The organism is Brevibacterium sp. (assembly GCF_031179145.1).
Lineage (GTDB): Bacteria > Actinomycetota > Actinomycetes > Actinomycetales > Brevibacteriaceae > Brevibacterium.
The window spans coordinates 126,158-141,402 of sequence record NZ_JAPSIB010000006.1 but is presented as its reverse complement, the minus strand read 5'-3'; the positions used below and the strand labels follow the sequence as shown (position 1 = coordinate 141,402).

12 protein-coding genes are annotated in these 15,245 nt (G+C 63.8%); 2 read left to right on the top strand and 10 right to left on the bottom strand.

Features of this window, described 5'->3' with window-relative positions; genetic code table 11:
* Positions 1-17: 17 nt before the first annotated feature.
* Positions 18-665 carry a homing endonuclease associated repeat-containing protein gene (locus tag RIT73_RS06730; protein ID WP_309131296.1) on the bottom strand — a complete coding sequence of 216 codons (648 nt, stop codon included), beginning with the start codon at positions 663-665 and terminating at the stop codon, positions 18-20.
* A 48-nt stretch (positions 666-713) separates the two neighbouring features.
* Positions 714-1,022, bottom strand: coding sequence for a biopolymer transporter Tol (locus tag RIT73_RS06725; protein WP_309131295.1), 309 nt, complete (start codon positions 1,020-1,022; stop codon positions 714-716).
* Between the two features lie 115 nt (positions 1,023-1,137).
* On the opposite strand from RIT73_RS06725, the gene RIT73_RS06720 reads away from it, so the two are divergent.
* Positions 1,138-4,161 carry a DEAD/DEAH box helicase gene (locus RIT73_RS06720; protein ID WP_309131294.1) on the top strand — a complete coding sequence of 1,008 codons (3,024 nt, stop codon included), beginning with the start codon at positions 1,138-1,140 and terminating at the stop codon, positions 4,159-4,161.
* 10 nt (positions 4,162-4,171) lie between these two features.
* On the opposite strand, the gene RIT73_RS06715 is transcribed toward RIT73_RS06720, so the two are convergent.
* The 3 genes from RIT73_RS06715 to RIT73_RS06705 form a co-directional block, all read right to left on the bottom strand.
* Positions 4,172-5,737: an AMP-binding protein gene (locus tag RIT73_RS06715; RefSeq protein WP_309131293.1), complete on the bottom strand. Its 1,566-nt coding sequence runs from the start codon at positions 5,735-5,737 to the stop codon at positions 4,172-4,174.
* A gap of 59 nt (positions 5,738-5,796) precedes the next feature.
* Positions 5,797-6,558, bottom strand: a complete 762-nt coding sequence (locus RIT73_RS06710; RefSeq protein ID WP_309131292.1) for an enoyl-CoA hydratase/isomerase family protein — start codon at positions 6,556-6,558, stop codon at positions 5,797-5,799.
* A gap of 109 nt (positions 6,559-6,667) precedes the next feature.
* Positions 6,668-8,179 (bottom strand): sodium/proline symporter, encoded by a 1,512-nt coding sequence (locus RIT73_RS06705; RefSeq protein WP_309131291.1) that lies wholly within the window; start codon positions 8,177-8,179, stop codon positions 6,668-6,670.
* 170 nt (positions 8,180-8,349) lie between these two features.
* Here RIT73_RS06705 and RIT73_RS06700 point away from each other — a divergent pair, with 170 nt between their 5' ends.
* Positions 8,350-9,249, top strand: a complete 900-nt coding sequence (locus RIT73_RS06700) for a LysR family transcriptional regulator (protein ID WP_309131290.1) — start codon at positions 8,350-8,352, stop codon at positions 9,247-9,249.
* A gap of 51 nt (positions 9,250-9,300) precedes the next feature.
* On the opposite strand, the gene RIT73_RS06695 is transcribed toward RIT73_RS06700, so the two are convergent.
* From RIT73_RS06695 to RIT73_RS06675, 5 genes are read right to left on the bottom strand one after another with little or no spacing between them, the layout of a single operon-like run.
* A complete protein-coding gene (locus tag RIT73_RS06695) occupies positions 9,301-10,341 on the bottom strand; it encodes a serine hydrolase (RefSeq protein ID WP_309131289.1) in 1,041 nt (346 codons plus the stop codon).
* Positions 10,341-11,477, bottom strand: coding sequence for a serine hydrolase (locus RIT73_RS06690; RefSeq protein ID WP_309131288.1), 1,137 nt, complete (start codon positions 11,475-11,477; stop codon positions 10,341-10,343). Before RIT73_RS06690 ends, RIT73_RS06695 begins: the two co-directional genes overlap by 1 nt.
* Positions 11,474-12,898: an MmgE/PrpD family protein gene (locus RIT73_RS06685; RefSeq protein WP_309131287.1), complete on the bottom strand. Its 1,425-nt coding sequence runs from the start codon at positions 12,896-12,898 to the stop codon at positions 11,474-11,476. The genes RIT73_RS06690 and RIT73_RS06685 overlap by 4 nt, the downstream gene beginning before the upstream one ends.
* Positions 12,895-14,202: an MmgE/PrpD family protein gene (locus tag RIT73_RS06680; protein ID WP_309131286.1), complete on the bottom strand. Its 1,308-nt coding sequence runs from the start codon at positions 14,200-14,202 to the stop codon at positions 12,895-12,897. The genes RIT73_RS06685 and RIT73_RS06680 overlap by 4 nt, the downstream gene beginning before the upstream one ends.
* On the bottom strand, positions 14,199-15,245 hold the full coding sequence (locus RIT73_RS06675) for a serine hydrolase (protein ID WP_309131285.1): 1,047 nt from the start codon (positions 15,243-15,245) through the stop codon (positions 14,199-14,201). Before RIT73_RS06675 ends, RIT73_RS06680 begins: the two co-directional genes overlap by 4 nt.

Below are 15,245 nucleotides of genomic sequence, written 5' to 3'. Positions count from 1 at the left end.
GCCTTGGTGAAGGTGCGTCAGCCCGCCGAGGCGAGCGCCTTGTTCCAGCTGCCGTAGAACTTCCGCACCGCCGCAGCCGAGGGCACTTCGCCCTTGCGCTCGGCGGCGAAGGCGCTGTACTCCTTGTAGGTCGCGGGAACCCCGCGCTTCTCACAGTCCGCGACGAACACACCGAGGGTGCGGTCGTAGGCGGCGGCATCGAAGCGCAACTGGCCCTTTGCCCGCCCTGTGGAACTCGTCGCCAATCCGGCAGCCTTCAACGCTTCGTTCCAGGAGCCGAACCGCTGGACGGCAGTCTGACTCGTCGGAGGCCAGATGCTGGTGCCTCTGGATGACGTGACGCCGAGTCCCGACAGCACCTCGCTGCGACGCGCCTCGTACCTGGCCGCGGCCAGCGGCACGGGCTCACTCAGCCCGCGCAGAGCTGCGATCATAAGTGTCACCTCGGCGAGGGTCGATTCGATGAACACCTCATCGGACGATTGATGACGCAGAGCCACGTCCACCTCGGCGAGGATCTCCCGATCATCTGCGCTCAGCGAAGAGGCGTCAGCGCCCGCCGAGACCACGCCTCGCTCTTTCGCCGCCACGTAGAGCAGCGCCCCCAACACTGCGGGCGTGGACGTGTGGGACTTCCCGTTCGCAACCTCGTTCACGGCCACCATCCTATGTCCGCGGCACAATTGCAGGGATGGGATCGCGCCTCTCGCTGATCACCGCAGGCGGTCCAGTGCTTCGTCGGCGCGACATCGGCGGTCCTCGACGCTCATCTCCCACCAGTAGTCGCCTCGCTCACCGAGGCCGTGCTTGGCGGTGTTCACCCTATTCCGCACGGCTCGCAGCTCGTCCTCGTCGCCTGACTTCTTGGCGACTCGGACACCGCTGCGCGCCTTGCCGAGGTGACTCTTGAGTTCCTCGACCACCTCGGCGGGAAGATCCGGATCTGTCCGCCGCCAGCGACGGCCGCGAATCACCATCCACTTCTCGTCGTCGGAGTAAGTTGCGTCCGGAGCTGCTCCCATGAACCTCACTGTAGTCCGGCAGCACCGCCACTTCGTCCTCGACTCCACCACACAGGCAACGTCCCCTGGGTCCGAGACGGTCCCTCGCGTCAGCGCTCAATGAGACAATCGAATCGTGCCCGACAATCCCCCTGCCACATCTCGATCCGCCACCGCGTCCGGGTGGCGCGACGCCTTCGCCGGCCTCGCCGAGGCGACCGCGAAGCAGCACACGCCCGTGGCCCTGGGGTTCGAGCTCGTCGAAGTCGTCGATCGCACCTGGTTCGAACCCAAGCACACGGTGATCCTCAAGAAGCAGGAGGTCACACCGGGGATCAACCCACAGCTGGCGGTTCGCCCACTCATCCTCAGCACCTCCGGCAACTGGGTCAAAGGCTCCCTGACCTGGCGCAACGTCGACCGTTTCTCTAGCCAGTTCGGCATCGACCCCCGGCATCAGGAATGGTTCGCCCAGCTTGCCGGACTGAAGTTCCGCGATCGCACCGACTTCACCCCCGACGCCGCGCCCTACAACCTCCGCGACTTCCGCACTCCTCTGCTGTGGGAGCTCTTCGCGCAAGGGGCCAAGCTCGGGATCGAGTTCGTCGGCGTCAACCAGGGCATGAGCGTGCGCCTCGGCCGGGAGGCGAAGGCCGTCGTCGATGTCCTCCAATTGCCCAACCGCCTCCAGGTTCAGCCACGCGTGACCATCGACGAACGCGAGTTCACCCCAGGCCTGATCAAACCCGTCTGGACGCACGGCTTCTTCGGCATCGACCTCCGCTCCGGATTCGCCGTGACGCTGGCCCGAGCGGCCAAGGAGACGACACAGGCGGCCCTGCCCGTGTTCGACTCTCCCGACCCCATCGTGATCCCCGACGAGGAGACCGAGGAGTTCTTCGAGGAGTACTACCCCCTGCTGCGCTCGAGCACCGAGGTCGTCAGCACCGACGAATCCGTGCAGTTCCCTCAGTACAGAGACCCGCGCCTGGTCCTGTTCCTCACCTATGGTGCCAACGACAAAGTCAACCTGCAGTGGTACTGGGAGTACTCGGGCCCGCGCCGAACCCTGCCCGTCATCCCCCGCTCGAAGCTGACCGACTGCGCGAACGCCGCCGCCGGCTCGAACTCCGCACCCGAATCACGCGACAACCGCGACGTCGACCACGAGCTCGCCGTCCTCGAGAAGGTCGAAGCGCAGCTGGTCGACACTCCCCTGGCGGGGGTCCCGAAGGACACCGACCTCCACGACGTCGACACCGCAAACTTCGTCGTCAACGTGGTCCCGGAGCTCGACGACATCGAGCACGTGAAGATCATCGAACGCGGGAAGAAGCAGCCGTACCGGGAGCTCGGCGGAGAACCGAACGTCAAGATCACCGCCGTCGAATCCGACAAGAACGATTGGTTCGACCTCGGGTTCCAGATCACCGTCGCCGGTCGCAGCGTGCCCTTCGTCAAACTGTTCAAGGCGCTGGCCTCCGGGCAGAAGAAGCTCAAGCTCTCCGACAACACCTTCCTCAACCTCAACCGACCGGTCTTCGACCGGATCAAGGCCCTCCTCGCCGAGGCGGACCTCATCCCCGAGTGGCAACCCGAGGCTCCGCGCATCAGCCGCCTCCACGTCGGCCTGTGGTCGGAGTTCGAGGACCTCGCCGACGAATCCGAGCCCGCCCGCACCTGGCAGGAAACCGCGCAGGCACTGCGCGACCTCGAGCACCTTCCCGCCACCGAGGTGCCGGCACTCAACGGGGCGACGATGCGCCCCTATCAAGTGCAGGGCTTCCGATGGCTGGCGCTGCTCTACCGCTGTCACCTCGGCGGGATCCTTGCCGATGACATGGGCCTGGGCAAGACTCTGCAGACGCTCGCCCTCATCGCCCACGCGAAGGCCGACCGTCGTGCCGAGGAACCGCAGTTGCCGTTCCTCGTCGTCGCCCCCACCTCGGTGGTCCCGAACTGGGCGAAGGAGGCGGCGAAGTTCACGCCCGACCTCAACGTGCGAGTTGTCGCGGAGTCGACGAAGAAGAGACAGAAGCCCCTCGCCGAGGTGGTCGCCGGCGCCGATGTCATCGTCATGTCGTACGCGGTGATGCGTCTCGACGAGGACCCGATCTCCCGGATGAGATGGGCGGGCTTCATCCTCGATGAGGCGCAGTTCGTCAAGAACAGCAGTTCCCAGGTGCACCTCGCCGCGAAGTCCGTCGTCGCCCCGTTCCGGTTGGCGCTGACCGGCACGCCGATGGAGAACTCTCTCAATGATCTGTGGTCGCTGCTGTCGATCACGGCGCCGGGACTGTTCCCCAGCGCGCACCGGTTCGAGCAGGAGTACGTCCGCCCGATCGAGAGCGGCGAGAATCCCGGGCGGATGGAACGCCTGCAGCGCCGGATCCGGCCGTTCATGATGCGCCGGAACAAGGATCTGGTCGCGGCCGATCTGCCGGAGAAGCAGGAGCAGGTGATCACTGTCGAGCTCAATGCCGCGCACCGCAACCTCTACGACCGGGTGCTGCAGAAGGAGCGCAAGAAGATCCTCGGCTTCATCGACAGCGACTACGACAAGCAGCGGTTCATCGTGTTCCGGTCGTTGACGCTGCTGCGGATGCTCGCCTTGGACCCACGGATCGTCGATGTCGAACACGACAATGTGCGCTCGAGCAAGCTCGCCGCTCTGATGGAGCGCCTCGACGACGTCATCGCCGAGGGCCACCGGTCGATCGTGTTCAGCCAGTTCACCTCGTTCCTCGACAAGGTGGGCGAAGAGCTCGACCGCCGAGGTGTCCCCCACGTTGTGCTCGATGGCTCGACCCGGAACCGGGGGAAAGTCGTCGAGGAGTTCCGCCAAGGTGCGGCGCCCGTGTTCCTCATCAGCCTCAAGGCCGGCGGGTTCGGCCTCAACCTCACCGAGGCGGACTACGTATTCCTCATGGACCCGTGGTGGAACCCGGCTTCGGAGAATCAGGCGATCGACCGGGCCCACCGGATCGGGCAGACGAAGAACGTCATGGTCTACCGGTATGTCGCCGAGGGCACGATCGAGGAGAAGGTGCTCGCCCTTCAGCGGAAGAAGTCCGAGCTCTTCGACTCCCTGATGAACGACGGGCAGAAGTTCGGCGACGCGGTGTCGGTCGACGACATCCGGGGGCTGTTCGAAGGGTAGGTCGGGGCTGTCATGACAACGATGTGTCGAAAGCCCCCTCCAGATCCTTCGGCAGTCGGTGCTTGGCGATCCTCTGACTCGGAGTCAACGGCATCTCCGGGACGACCTTGACGTACCGAGGAACTTGGAACTTCGCGAGTTGGCCACGACCCCACTCGATGAGGGTCTCCGGAGACAGCTCCTGCCCCTCCCCCTCTGTGACGATCAACATCATCTCCTGCTCCCCCACCTCGGCGTCGACACCGATCACCGCACAGCGATCGACGTGCGGGTGGAGTCCGAAGACGCTTTCGACCTGCCATGCCGAGACATTTTCACCCCTGACCCGGATGCTGTCGCTTCCGCGACCCTCGAAATGGAGGTTCCCGTTCTCATCGAGACGACCGAAGTCTCCTGTCCTGAACAATTGGCCATCCCGCGCCCTGGCAGTCGCTTCGGGGTTCCCCAGATAGCCGGCGGTGAGCAACCCCTCCACTCGGCCCTTCACGAGGATCTCCCCCGCTATCGGTGAATCTTCCGGGACGGAGGACGGGCCGTCGACACCTGATTCCCTGGATGAGGAATCCCTGTGAGAGGAATTCCTGGCCGAGGAGTCGATGGCGATCTCCACCCAGGGGAACGGCACACCCACTCCTCCGTCGGGATCGTTGCGGTTGACGGTGACGATGCTCGACGCTTCGGTCATCCCATAGCACTCGTGGAGGGCGAAGTCGTACCGGGAGTGACAGGCCGCGCGGACCTCGGGCGTCGCTCCGGCCCCCCACGCGACCCGCACCCGGTTGTCCCTCTCCTCCGGAACGGGTGGCAGCTGGAGAAGGATCTGCAGCACGCCGCCGAGGTAGTGGATGTGCGTGACGTCGAAATCGACGATGTCACGCCAGAAGCGCGATGCCGAGAACTTCGGGACCAGTGCCAAGGAGATGTCGCAGAACAGGGGGACGAAGACCACTTGGGCACCGCCGATGTGGAAGAGCGGCTCCCAGACATAGAACACGTCCCCGGCATGGGGTTCGGTGACTTCGAGAGCGCCGAGGACCGCGGCTCTGAGCATGGTCTCACTGACCAAGGCGCCCTTGGGCGGGCCCGTGGTGCCCGAGGTGTACATGAGCAGGCACGCATCCTCCCGGTCGCCACCGGCCGGCATGATGTTCTCTGGGAGAAGGCTCTGCGGACTGATCAGGACCAGTTCCGGTCCGGTGCGATCCGGCAGCTCCAGGCCTTCCATCGCGACGGTCTCCGGGAGTTCCTCGACAAGAATGCTCGATCGTTGGACGATGAGCATGGTGGCCCCGGAATCGCCGAGGTGGTGCCGCAGCGGCTCGCCCTTGAGCTGGGTGTTCGTGGGGATCCACAGGGCACCGATGCGCAGCAGCGCAAAGATCAGCGCCACATGATCGATTCCGACATCCGCAGCGAGCGCCACCCGAGACTCGCTGCCGATCCCGTGCCGACGCAGCATCTCGACTGCTGCGTCGACACGCCCGTTGAGCTCCGCCACGGTCTGCGACCGATCCCGAGTGCGCAGATAGACCCGGGCGGGATCATCGGCGGCAAGCTGCGCGAGAGCGTCGGACAATGCTGGACCGTGGATGAATCGAGCTGCCTCATTCACCTTCGAGCTGTTGACGGACACTGTTACCGAGCAGCCTTTTTGGCGACGAATTCAGATGCGGTGCGCTGCGGTTCGCCATCACCGTAGGCCTGCTTGTCGATCTCGAGCGCGGCGTCGAAGGCCTCCTTGAGGCCGGGCATGAGGGTCGCCCGGATCCGCTGCTTCGTCATAGCGAAGGCCTGCGCGGGCAATTCGGAGAGTTCGGTGGCCAGCGCGATGCTTCGTGACAGCACTTCTTCGGCGGGGACCACCTCGGCGATGAGGCCGGCATGGTGCGCTTCCTCCGCGTCGAGGAGTCGACCGGTGAGCATCATCTCCGCGGTCTTCGAATGGCCCAGGGACTGCCAGGTGAGGTACATGCCGGTGATGCTCGGAATGCCCGACTTCACCTCGGGCTGCCCGATCCGCACACCCGGATGAGCGATGCGGAGGTCGCAGAGGAGCGCCAACTGGTATCCCGATCCGGCGGTCACTCCGTTGAGGGCGGCGATGACCGGCTTCGAGTTCGACAGCACAGCGTCGTAGACCTCATAGAAGGTGTCGAGCCATTCCTTGACATGGTCCTCCGAGAAGTGCGAGACCTCGTTGAGGTCCTGGCCCGCGCAGAATGCCCGTTCGCCCTCCCCGGTGATGATGATGCCCTTGACCTCGGAGTCCGCATCCAGCATGTTCAACGACTTCGCAACGTCGCGCTGCATCTCCTGCGTCCACGCGTTGAGCGCCTGCGGGTTGTTGAGGGTGATGATTCCGATTCCGTCGGTGACGTGCACATCGGTCGTGGCCATGATGATTCTCCTTCGTGCGGGCTGAGCCGCTCTGTTGTCGGAGGTGCTTCCTCCGGTCTTCTGGGTCGCAGCGAGTGCCACTGCGCGTTCATGGGGTGGCATTCGGGCCCTACTTGGCCGAGACGCTCTCGAACCGGTCGACCACTTCTGCCTTCGGTTTGGGTCCGAAGCGATTGCCGATCCACAATGCGATGAGTCCCGCCAGGAATCCTGGGATGAGTTCGTAGAGTCCGATCGTGTCGAGCTGACGGTAGATGATGACCGTCGATCCGCCCGCGATGATGCTGAGCAGCGCGCCGAACCAGGTGGTCTTCTTCGAGTACAGAGCGGCCAGGAGCACGGGTCCGAAGCTGGCGCCGAATCCCGCCCAGGCGTAGCCGACGAGGTCGAGGATGGTGCCCCCGCGCAGGGCGACGATGATGCCGATCAGGGTGCAGAATCCCACCGCGAGGCGGCTCAGCCATACGAGGACCTTGTCGGGGGCCTTGCGGTTGATGAACGCCCGGTAGAAGTCTTCGGTCAGTGTGGTCGAGGCGACGACGAGCTGGGAGTCTGCGGTGCTCATGACTGCTGAGAGGACTCCGGCGAGGAAGATTCCGGCCAGCCAGGTCGGCATCAGCTCTGCCACCAGGGACATGTAGGCGTCCTCCGGATTGGTCAGATCGGGGCCGAAGAGAGCGAGAGCAGCGAAGCCGATCACTCCGGCGAAGCCGAGCAGCGTGATCGAGAGGAAGATGCCGAGTCGTGCACCGTTCTTCGCCGATTCCACCTTCCGCATGCCCATGAAGCGGGCGAGGATGTGCGGGGAACCGAAGTAGCCGACGGCCCATGCCAGCGAGGAGATGATGGCGATGAACGACACCGAGCTCGTCGTCACCCAGTTGCCGTCGATGAGTTCAACTCCCGCGAACGGTGAGCCGAGGTCGGAATTCTGCGCGGTGATGGCGCCGACGAATCCGCCCAGCCCTCCGAGCTTGATGATGGCAGCCACCGCAAGGATCAACAGGCTGAAGAACATGATGAAGCCCTGGACCACATCGGTGTAGCTGCTCGCCAGGTATCCGCCCAGCGAGGAGTAGACCATGACGACGATCGCACCGACGATGGTCCCGGTGGTGACGGAGGTGCCGAAGATCTGGGAGAAGATGACTCCGGTCGCGATGAAGGCGGAACCGAGGTACACGACGTAGAAGATGATGATGAAGATCGCAGAAACCCAGCGCAGGGAGTCGTGCCGGAACCGATTGGCGAAGAATCCGGGCAGAGTCACCGATTCCCCGGATTCGCCGTCGCGCCAGTCGGTGACTTCCGCCGAGTACTTGCGCAACCGACCTGCGATCAGTCTCCAGCTGAGGTAGAAGCCGAGAGTGAGTCCGACGATCAGCCAGATATTGCTCATACCGCTGATGTAGAACGCTCCGGGCAGACCGAAGAAGACCCACTGGCTGGAATCGGTGGCTTTCGCGCTGATCGTGGTGACGAAGGTGCCCAGTCGGCGTCCACCGATGGCGAAGTCACCCATGTCGGTGTTCTTCCTGTACGCCCAGATCCCGATGGCGAGCACGGCGATGAGATAGACGAGAAAGACGATGATCGTCGACGCGTCGGAGTTGGTTGTCATGGTTGCTCCACACTTCTTTGTCGTGGCCGGAATTCGAAGTCGGGTTGAGCCCGTTCCTTCTCCAGACTAGGAAAACGTCCACGCCGCGAACACCGGCCAAGACTCAGACTTCCGATCATCGAGCATCAATTTCCCTGATGCTCAATCGTGAATTTGGCTAGACTTCACTTATGGTCATCGATACGAAGATGCTCTCCACCCTGCATGCGGTGATGGCGCACGGCTCGTTCGCCGGGGCCGCCCGCGAACTCGGGTTCACGGCCTCCGCCGTTTCGCAGCAGATGTCCGCACTCGAGCGGAGACTCGGGATCGTACTCTTCGAACGTCACGCGAAGAAGGCAGTGCCCACCGAGGCTGCTCATCACCTTCATCAGCGTGCTGACGAGGTGATGGACCTCCTCAATCAGATCGAGATCGATGTCGCTCGTCTCGGCGCTGGTCAATCCGGAACGCTCCGGGTGGGCACCTTCGATTCCGCCGGAGGCCCGATACTGGGGCGAGCCATGGCGCGTTTCCTGTTCCGCAGACGAGAGGTTGAGATCACCCTTGACGAGGGCGAGCCCTACGAACTGTTCCCCCGAGTCGCGGACGGGAGTCTCGATATCGCGTTGGGCTTCAGCTACGATCTCGTCCCGCCGCGCTTTCCGGAGAATCTGCGACTGAACAAGGTGATGACGGAGGATCTCTTCATCGTGGTGGCCCGAAGACATCGGCTGGCGACCAAATCCGCCGTCGACATCGAAGAGCTCGCCCTGGAAACCTGGGTTGCCCATCGACCTGAGACGGCATCCCACCAATGTCTGACTTCGCTGTGCGCTCAGCACGGGTTCACTCCTCGCATCGCTTTCCGGAGCAACAATCTGGGTACCGTGCAGGGCATCGTCGCCGCCGGTCTCGGAGTGGCGATGATCCCGGAAATCGCTCTCACCCGAGAGTCCGACACAGTGGCGCTTCCCCTCACTCGTCCGATGCCGCAGCGCCACATCGTCTCCGCCATGCGCAGCACCGACACCACTCCTCTGGCGACGGCGTTCCTCGAAGCGCTGCGGAAGGCGGCGGCCGGGGTCTGAGGCGGACCGGGACCGTTCGCCGGGTCGGACAGTCGAGGTGTCATGTTCTGGTCACACATTCGCGCTCATACGGTCGAGGAAGTTCCCGATACGATCGAAGGCCATCCATCGCGACACCGCGACGACGTCGGTGTCCGGATCGACCCAGAGCATATTCACGCCGAGGGCGTGGGTTCCACCCAAGGCCGCGACGCCCGAGGCGGGAGCCAACGCCGACAACTCATGTCCGGTGTTGAGGTGCCACAGATATCCGCTCCCTTCCGGCGCTACCGGGCACGGGTCCCACGCCATGTCGAACCATTCAGGGGAAAGAAGCTGCTGTGCGCCGAACCGTCCGCGCCCGGCGCACAGCTTGCCGATGAGGGCGAGGTCGGCGGACGATATGTAGATTCCGCCGCCCCAGTGCGCTCCCCCCGATACCACCTGCCTCATCCTTCCGCCCAGGCGGCAGTACGAGTTCGCGTATCCGTTCCAGCGCCAACTGCCGCTGCCGCCGAGAGGGTTCATGATGTCGCGGCGCAACACGGATTCGAGCGAATCTTCGAAGACACTGGAGAGTGCCAGGGCCAGAAGGTTCACTCTGACGTTGTTCATGTTCCATCTCGTTCCGGGAGCGAATCCTGAAGCATTGGCCGCGTGGCCGTAGCGATCCATCTGCCGGTCGATGCTTGTGTGCTTTCCCCAGACCGCCCCCTCCCAGGAGCCCGTCTGCTGCAGGAGATGGTGCCAGCTCGTGTCGCCGAGGTCCTCAATCCCGGTCAGTTGGTCCGGGCCGAGTTCAAGTCTGCTCACCCATCCGCCCACGGGTTCATGCATATCGGTGATCAGACCCTTCGTCCAGGCCAAACCGGCGCAAAGGGACAGAAGCGCCTTCGACACGCTGAATGCCATGTCCGGCACACGGATGTCACCCCAGCGTGCGATGGTGCGCCCGTCGCGAACGACGACTCCGTTCGCAGGCTGTCGGCGCGGGTAGAGCACTCCGATCGGCTCGGGATCACTCTCCTCGGCGGTCGTCGCCTTAAGGGCATTCACAACGTCGAATTCCGGTGATTCGAGAGTGGCGACGAACTCGACGAAATCAGAGGTCATCAGTGATCACCCGGCTGCGTTTCGATGAGGGTCTCCGCACCTGCACAGGCACCGGCTCGGTAGTCAGGGTCATCGTTCAGGTACTGTGTCATCCGTTCGAGGAACTCAGCCATGCGATCGGATCGCATCCAACGCGATACCGCGACGATCTCGTTCTCCGGGTCGACCCACAGCAGATTGTGTCCCAGAGCCTGAGTGCCGCCGGTGGCTGCGAACCCGCTCCTGGGAGCGCCGGGCGCGAAGTCGCCGTTGATGTTCGTCTGCCACATGTAGCCCATTGGCATCGGCGCTTTCTCGACGAGAGCCCACGATTCTTCGAACCATGTGGAGGGGACGAGCGACTGTCCATTCCACTGTCCTCGCGCGGCACACAGTCTGCCCACGAGTGCCAGATCGGACGAAGAGATGTAGATGCCGCCACCCCAGTGGGCACCTCCGGAGACCACGGGAACTGCTTCTGTGCCCAAAGAGATGAACGAGTTGACATACCCGTTCCAGCGCCAGGTGTCACTGGCTCCGATCGGGTCCATGATTTCACGGCGCATTACCGCTTCCAGGGACTCCTCGAACACCGCGGTGAGCGCCAGCGCCAGGAGGTTCACACGGATGTTGTTGAGGCTCCACCGGCTGCCGTTGGGAAAACCGCTGGTCAGCTGGCCCATCCCCCGTCGAGTCATCTGCCGGTCGATGTCCGTGTGCTTTCCCCACAGCGATCCCTTCCATCCCGACGTGTTGTCGAGCAGGTGTCGCCAAGTCGTGTCACCGAGCGTTTCGGACCCAGTCATCTGCTCAGGTGGCAGGTCCAGTTTCAGGATCACGGGTGCCACGAGTTCGGTGGTCGATGCGATCAGCCCCTGCCGCAGGGCCACTCCGACGGCGAGGACCAGAAACTCCTTGGAGATGCTGAATGCCATATCGGGCACCTGCGTCTCACCCCATTGGGCGATGGTGTCACCGTGCTTGACGATGATTCCGTTGGTGGGGTGTCGATGAGGGTAGACGGCGCCGATGGGTTCCGGACTGTCCTCGATGGCAGTGGTACGGGCAAGGGACTCGATGACGTCGAACTCGGGTGATTCGATCGAGCGCGCGTACTTCGCCATTCGTGCACTCAGAGTTGAGCCGGATCTCTTCATGGAATCTGCACCTTTCGTGGGCGGGAGCTGCTCCTGGTCTCTGCTCGTTCGAGGATGCAGCCGACGATCATGTCCAGAAGCGCCGTGATGTCGTCGAGCTTCTCCACCTTGTCGAGAAGGGGGAGCAGAATGTCTGCCTCGGTCGCAGTGAGCTGCTCGGCCGCTTTCGTGCGGACGGCGTCATCGGGGTCAGTCATTCGCGTTGGTGTCCGGGCAGGGTGGATGCTGTCTGAGACCACAATTCCGTCGCGTGTTCGGACGCTCACCGTGACCGGAGCGCGGGCCGGCCCCTGGGTTGTCGGGTAGGCGTCTCCCTCCGAAGCAGTGGTCACTTCCACCCGAGCTCGCAGCCCGGCGATCTCCGAGTTCTCGACGACATCGGCGTCGAACCATCTCGATCCCGCCGGGATCCCTGCAGCCACCACGGCCATGATGTGAGGGATGCTGAACTGCAGGGAGGCCAGGGTCCGCGGATCGGGGTTGAGGAATCTCGGCGAAGTCGCCTCGGCCCCGACTTCGACGGTGATCTGATCGATGTCGGCTGGCAGCATCCCGTGATCGCGAACGATTCGGTCGAGCAGATGGGCGGCCGGATCGATAGAGCCGCAGCAAGGTCGCTGTTTGAGTATCGCCGAGGTGACTGCCCAGTCCCGTCCCAGATCTCTGACCATCAGACTCGGGTCCCGCTCGTTTCCGCCGCCGATTCTCAACAGGCCGTCCAGGTCATCGAGAACTGTCGCCGGGGCGCTGACCTCATGGGTTGCCGCGATTGCGGCGAAGGAGCCAACGTGCGCGCACCATCCGGAATCCCCGAACTTGGTGCTCGGAAGATCCATTTCGCGATTCCACAGATGACCGATGGGCACCGGTGAGCAGCTGCCCGCCAGAGTGAGCGCTCGTGCCGCAGCTTCGGTTGAGAGTCGTCCTGCGGATGCCGCGGCCCCCGCCGCTCCCATCACCGAGGGGGCAGTGATACCCCAGATGTCCGCATAGCCGACGATGGTCCCGTCGATGGTTCGCAGGTAGCTACCCATCGCCGAGGAGGTCCGAACGCCGAGGTCGAAGCCCACCGCGATCGCGGAGATGAGCTCTGCACCCGAGACAGACCTCGACCGCCCGACGGACAGGGCTGAGCCGACGATGCTCGGCCCGAGGTGACAGCCGCCGGGAGAGGAATCCTCGAAGTCGAGGAGACCCGCCAGCCGACCGAGGACGTAGGCTGTCCCTGGTGCTGACCCAATCGGCATTCCGCTGGCCTCCGCGAGTGCCACTGTTCGCCCGCCTTCGGGAACGTCAGCCGAAACGAGTGCGCACACGATGGTGTCGAGCAGCAACGTCGTCGTGCGCTGCCGGACACGGACGGGAAGGTTGTCGATCGTGACTGTGCTGCAGTGAACGGCCCACGTGTCGGCGATGGTCATGAAGCCAGGTGTCCTTCCTCGGTGAGATGGTGCGCAGACCCTCCGTGTGAAGCCGTCCACTCTCGGCACCAGCGGATCTTCTGGTTCAGACCGTCCAAATTGAGCGGAGTGCCTGCGTGTCCCGCCCACGTATCGTTGCGCAGAGAAACGGTCCGGCCGTCTCCGGTCGTGGTCCGTATGGTCGTGAAGTGCCCGTCATAATCACCGGGACCGGTCTCCGGTACAGGAGCCTCCCGCACACAGATGGTCTGCATCAACGCCTGTCTCGCGGGTTCGCGCAGCTTGTCCAGGCTGAAGGAATCGAGGCCGACGCGACCATCGAGGATCGCTCCGGCCACCACATACTCCATGCTGAATCGGGCCTCGGAAACTGTCGCGGGAAGATGATCGAGCAACGGACCCGTCCCGCCGGGCTCGACGCAGATCTCAATGGAGGCGATGTCCGAGGCTGCAGGAAGTTCGCTGCTCGCGAGACATTCGATCGCGGCGTGGAGGTTCGAGCAGGTCGGGTACTTCTTGATGTTGAGCATGATCGGCTGTTCCGACCTCAACGCTGCGAAAGCTGCAGAGGCGGTCTGTTCCCTCGGTGCCCAGATGGCGGGGACCGGCGGCACAAGGGCTTCGCCTCCCCCGAAACCGGCGGCCGCCAGTTGTACCGCTTGAACGGCATTCGTCGCCGCAATGGCGGTCTGGGCAGGGATCGCCTCGTGGGTGTGCAGTTTCGTGCCGGGGGTCCAACCCGCGACCGTGAAGGCCCGCATCATCTCCTCGGCAGTGAATCCGTACAGCTTCGACAGAGCGGCAACGGCGCCGAGGCGAGCGATCGTGCTTGCCGTGTTCCACCGCTGACTTCGGTGGAGGTCGATGTCCACTGCTCGAGCAAGCACTCTCTGCACTCGATACCCGACGACGTAGGCTTCGCACTGTTCGAGCGGTTCCGCACCGATCAGCTGAGTTGCGGCATCGATGACCGGAATCATGACCGCGCTGGGATGTCCGCGGAGTTCATCCGAGGTGTCGTCGAGGTCGAGCACCGAAGCGGCTGCGGCATTGAGCCGGACTGCGGTGAGGAGGTCGGCATGGTGGTCGGTTCCGTAGATCAGGCATGGTCCTTCGACAACGTCCACGTTCTCCCGCAGCGCTGACATCGACGGCTCGGTCGATCCGGCTGCGGCGACTGCGATGGTGTCGAAGAATGCACGCCGCACGACACTGACATCCGGGCTGCTTGGGTTGAGCTCGAACCCTGCGCAGAATTCCGCGGCTGCCTCCTGCAAACCGAGCTCCGGCAGTCCATCGGTCATCGTCGCAGGTCCAGACTTGAGTAGACCAGGTCGGCAAACGCCTCGAACGCACCGTTGACCAGCCACCTCACGACTAAGACGAGGTCGTTGTCGGGGTCGACGTAGACGAAGTTGCTGCCGCTGGCACGGCCGCCTCCTCTGGCGGCGAATGCCGTCGCGGGCGCTGTAGAGTGCAGTTCCCCATTCGGATTGAGCCAGAACATCAGCCCGTATCCAGGGTTGAGGTCGCACGGCGTCACGGCTGCGTTGAAGTAGTCCCGGGTCACCACCTCGGCGCCGTGCCAAGTGCCATGGCCGAGGCACAGGCGACCGAAACGGAGCAGATCAAGCGACGACATCACCAGACCACCGCCCCAATGGCCTCCGCCGCTGACGCTGCGCAGCTCCTCCCCTCCGGGGATGGTCAGCCGTGCATTGCGATAGGCTCCCCACTCCCAATCCGTGCCGACCCCGATCGGGTCGAGGACCTCTCTCTGCAGAACCGCAGGAAGCTCCTCGCCGAATGCTGCCGTGAGAATGAAGGCGAGGAGGTTGACCCGCACATCGTTGTACTGCCAGATCCGGCCAGGCGGCACGGCACCGGCGTCGTCGTGTCTCTCGGCTCCGATGCCCGGGAGCAGGTCGACAATCCAGTGTGGCTTGCCCCACAGAGACCCCTGCCAATTGCTCGTCTGCTGCAGCAGATGCCTGAATGTCACCCCTTCGAGTGCGGAGACAGTCGGTGACACATTCTCAACGTAATGGGCCACCTGCGAATCGATGCTCGCAATGACACCGGTACGCTCTGCGACCCCCGTGAGGACGGAGAGGAAGCTCTTGGTCACCGACATGCAGGTGTCGGGTGCGTCGGTCGGCCCCCATGCATGTCTGATCTCCCCGTCGTGCCAGATCACTCCATTGCTTTCGCATCGCAGCGCCTTGACCTCCCCGAGGTCGTCGTTGTGAGGTTCGTGCTCGATGTTGCCCCGGTGCAGCGCGCGCAGATCGCGCGAGGGAACCTGGTGAGCGCTCGCGAATTTGCCGGCTTCGATCAATGTCGACAT

What these genes read in the sequence shown, in the direction of transcription:
- RIT73_RS06695 (WP_309131289.1), bottom strand. Translation starts at nt 10,341, where the DNA reads ATGACCTCTGATTTCGTCGAGTTCGTCGCCACTCTCGAATCACCGGAA.
- RIT73_RS06710 (WP_309131292.1), bottom strand. Translation starts at nt 6,558, where the DNA reads ATGGCCACGACCGATGTGCACGTCACCGACGGAATCGGAATCATCACC.
- RIT73_RS06705 (WP_309131291.1), bottom strand. Translation starts at nt 8,179, where the DNA reads ATGACAACCAACTCCGACGCGTCGACGATCATCGTCTTTCTCGTCTAT.
- RIT73_RS06700 (WP_309131290.1), top strand. Translation starts at nt 8,350, where the DNA reads ATGGTCATCGATACGAAGATGCTCTCCACCCTGCATGCGGTGATGGCG.
- RIT73_RS06680 (WP_309131286.1), bottom strand. Translation starts at nt 14,202, where the DNA reads ATGACCGATGGACTGCCGGAGCTCGGTTTGCAGGAGGCAGCCGCGGAA.
- RIT73_RS06675 (WP_309131285.1), bottom strand. Translation starts at nt 15,245, where the DNA reads ATGTCGACATTGATCGAAGCCGGCAAATTCGCGAGCGCTCACCAGGTT.
- RIT73_RS06690 (WP_309131288.1), bottom strand. Translation starts at nt 11,477, where the DNA reads ATGAAGAGATCCGGCTCAACTCTGAGTGCACGAATGGCGAAGTACGCG.
- RIT73_RS06685 (WP_309131287.1), bottom strand. Translation starts at nt 12,898, where the DNA reads ATGACCATCGCCGACACGTGGGCCGTTCACTGCAGCACAGTCACGATC.
- RIT73_RS06730 (WP_309131296.1), bottom strand. Translation starts at nt 665, where the DNA reads ATGGTGGCCGTGAACGAGGTTGCGAACGGGAAGTCCCACACGTCCACG.
- RIT73_RS06725 (WP_309131295.1), bottom strand. Translation starts at nt 1,022, where the DNA reads ATGGGAGCAGCTCCGGACGCAACTTACTCCGACGACGAGAAGTGGATG.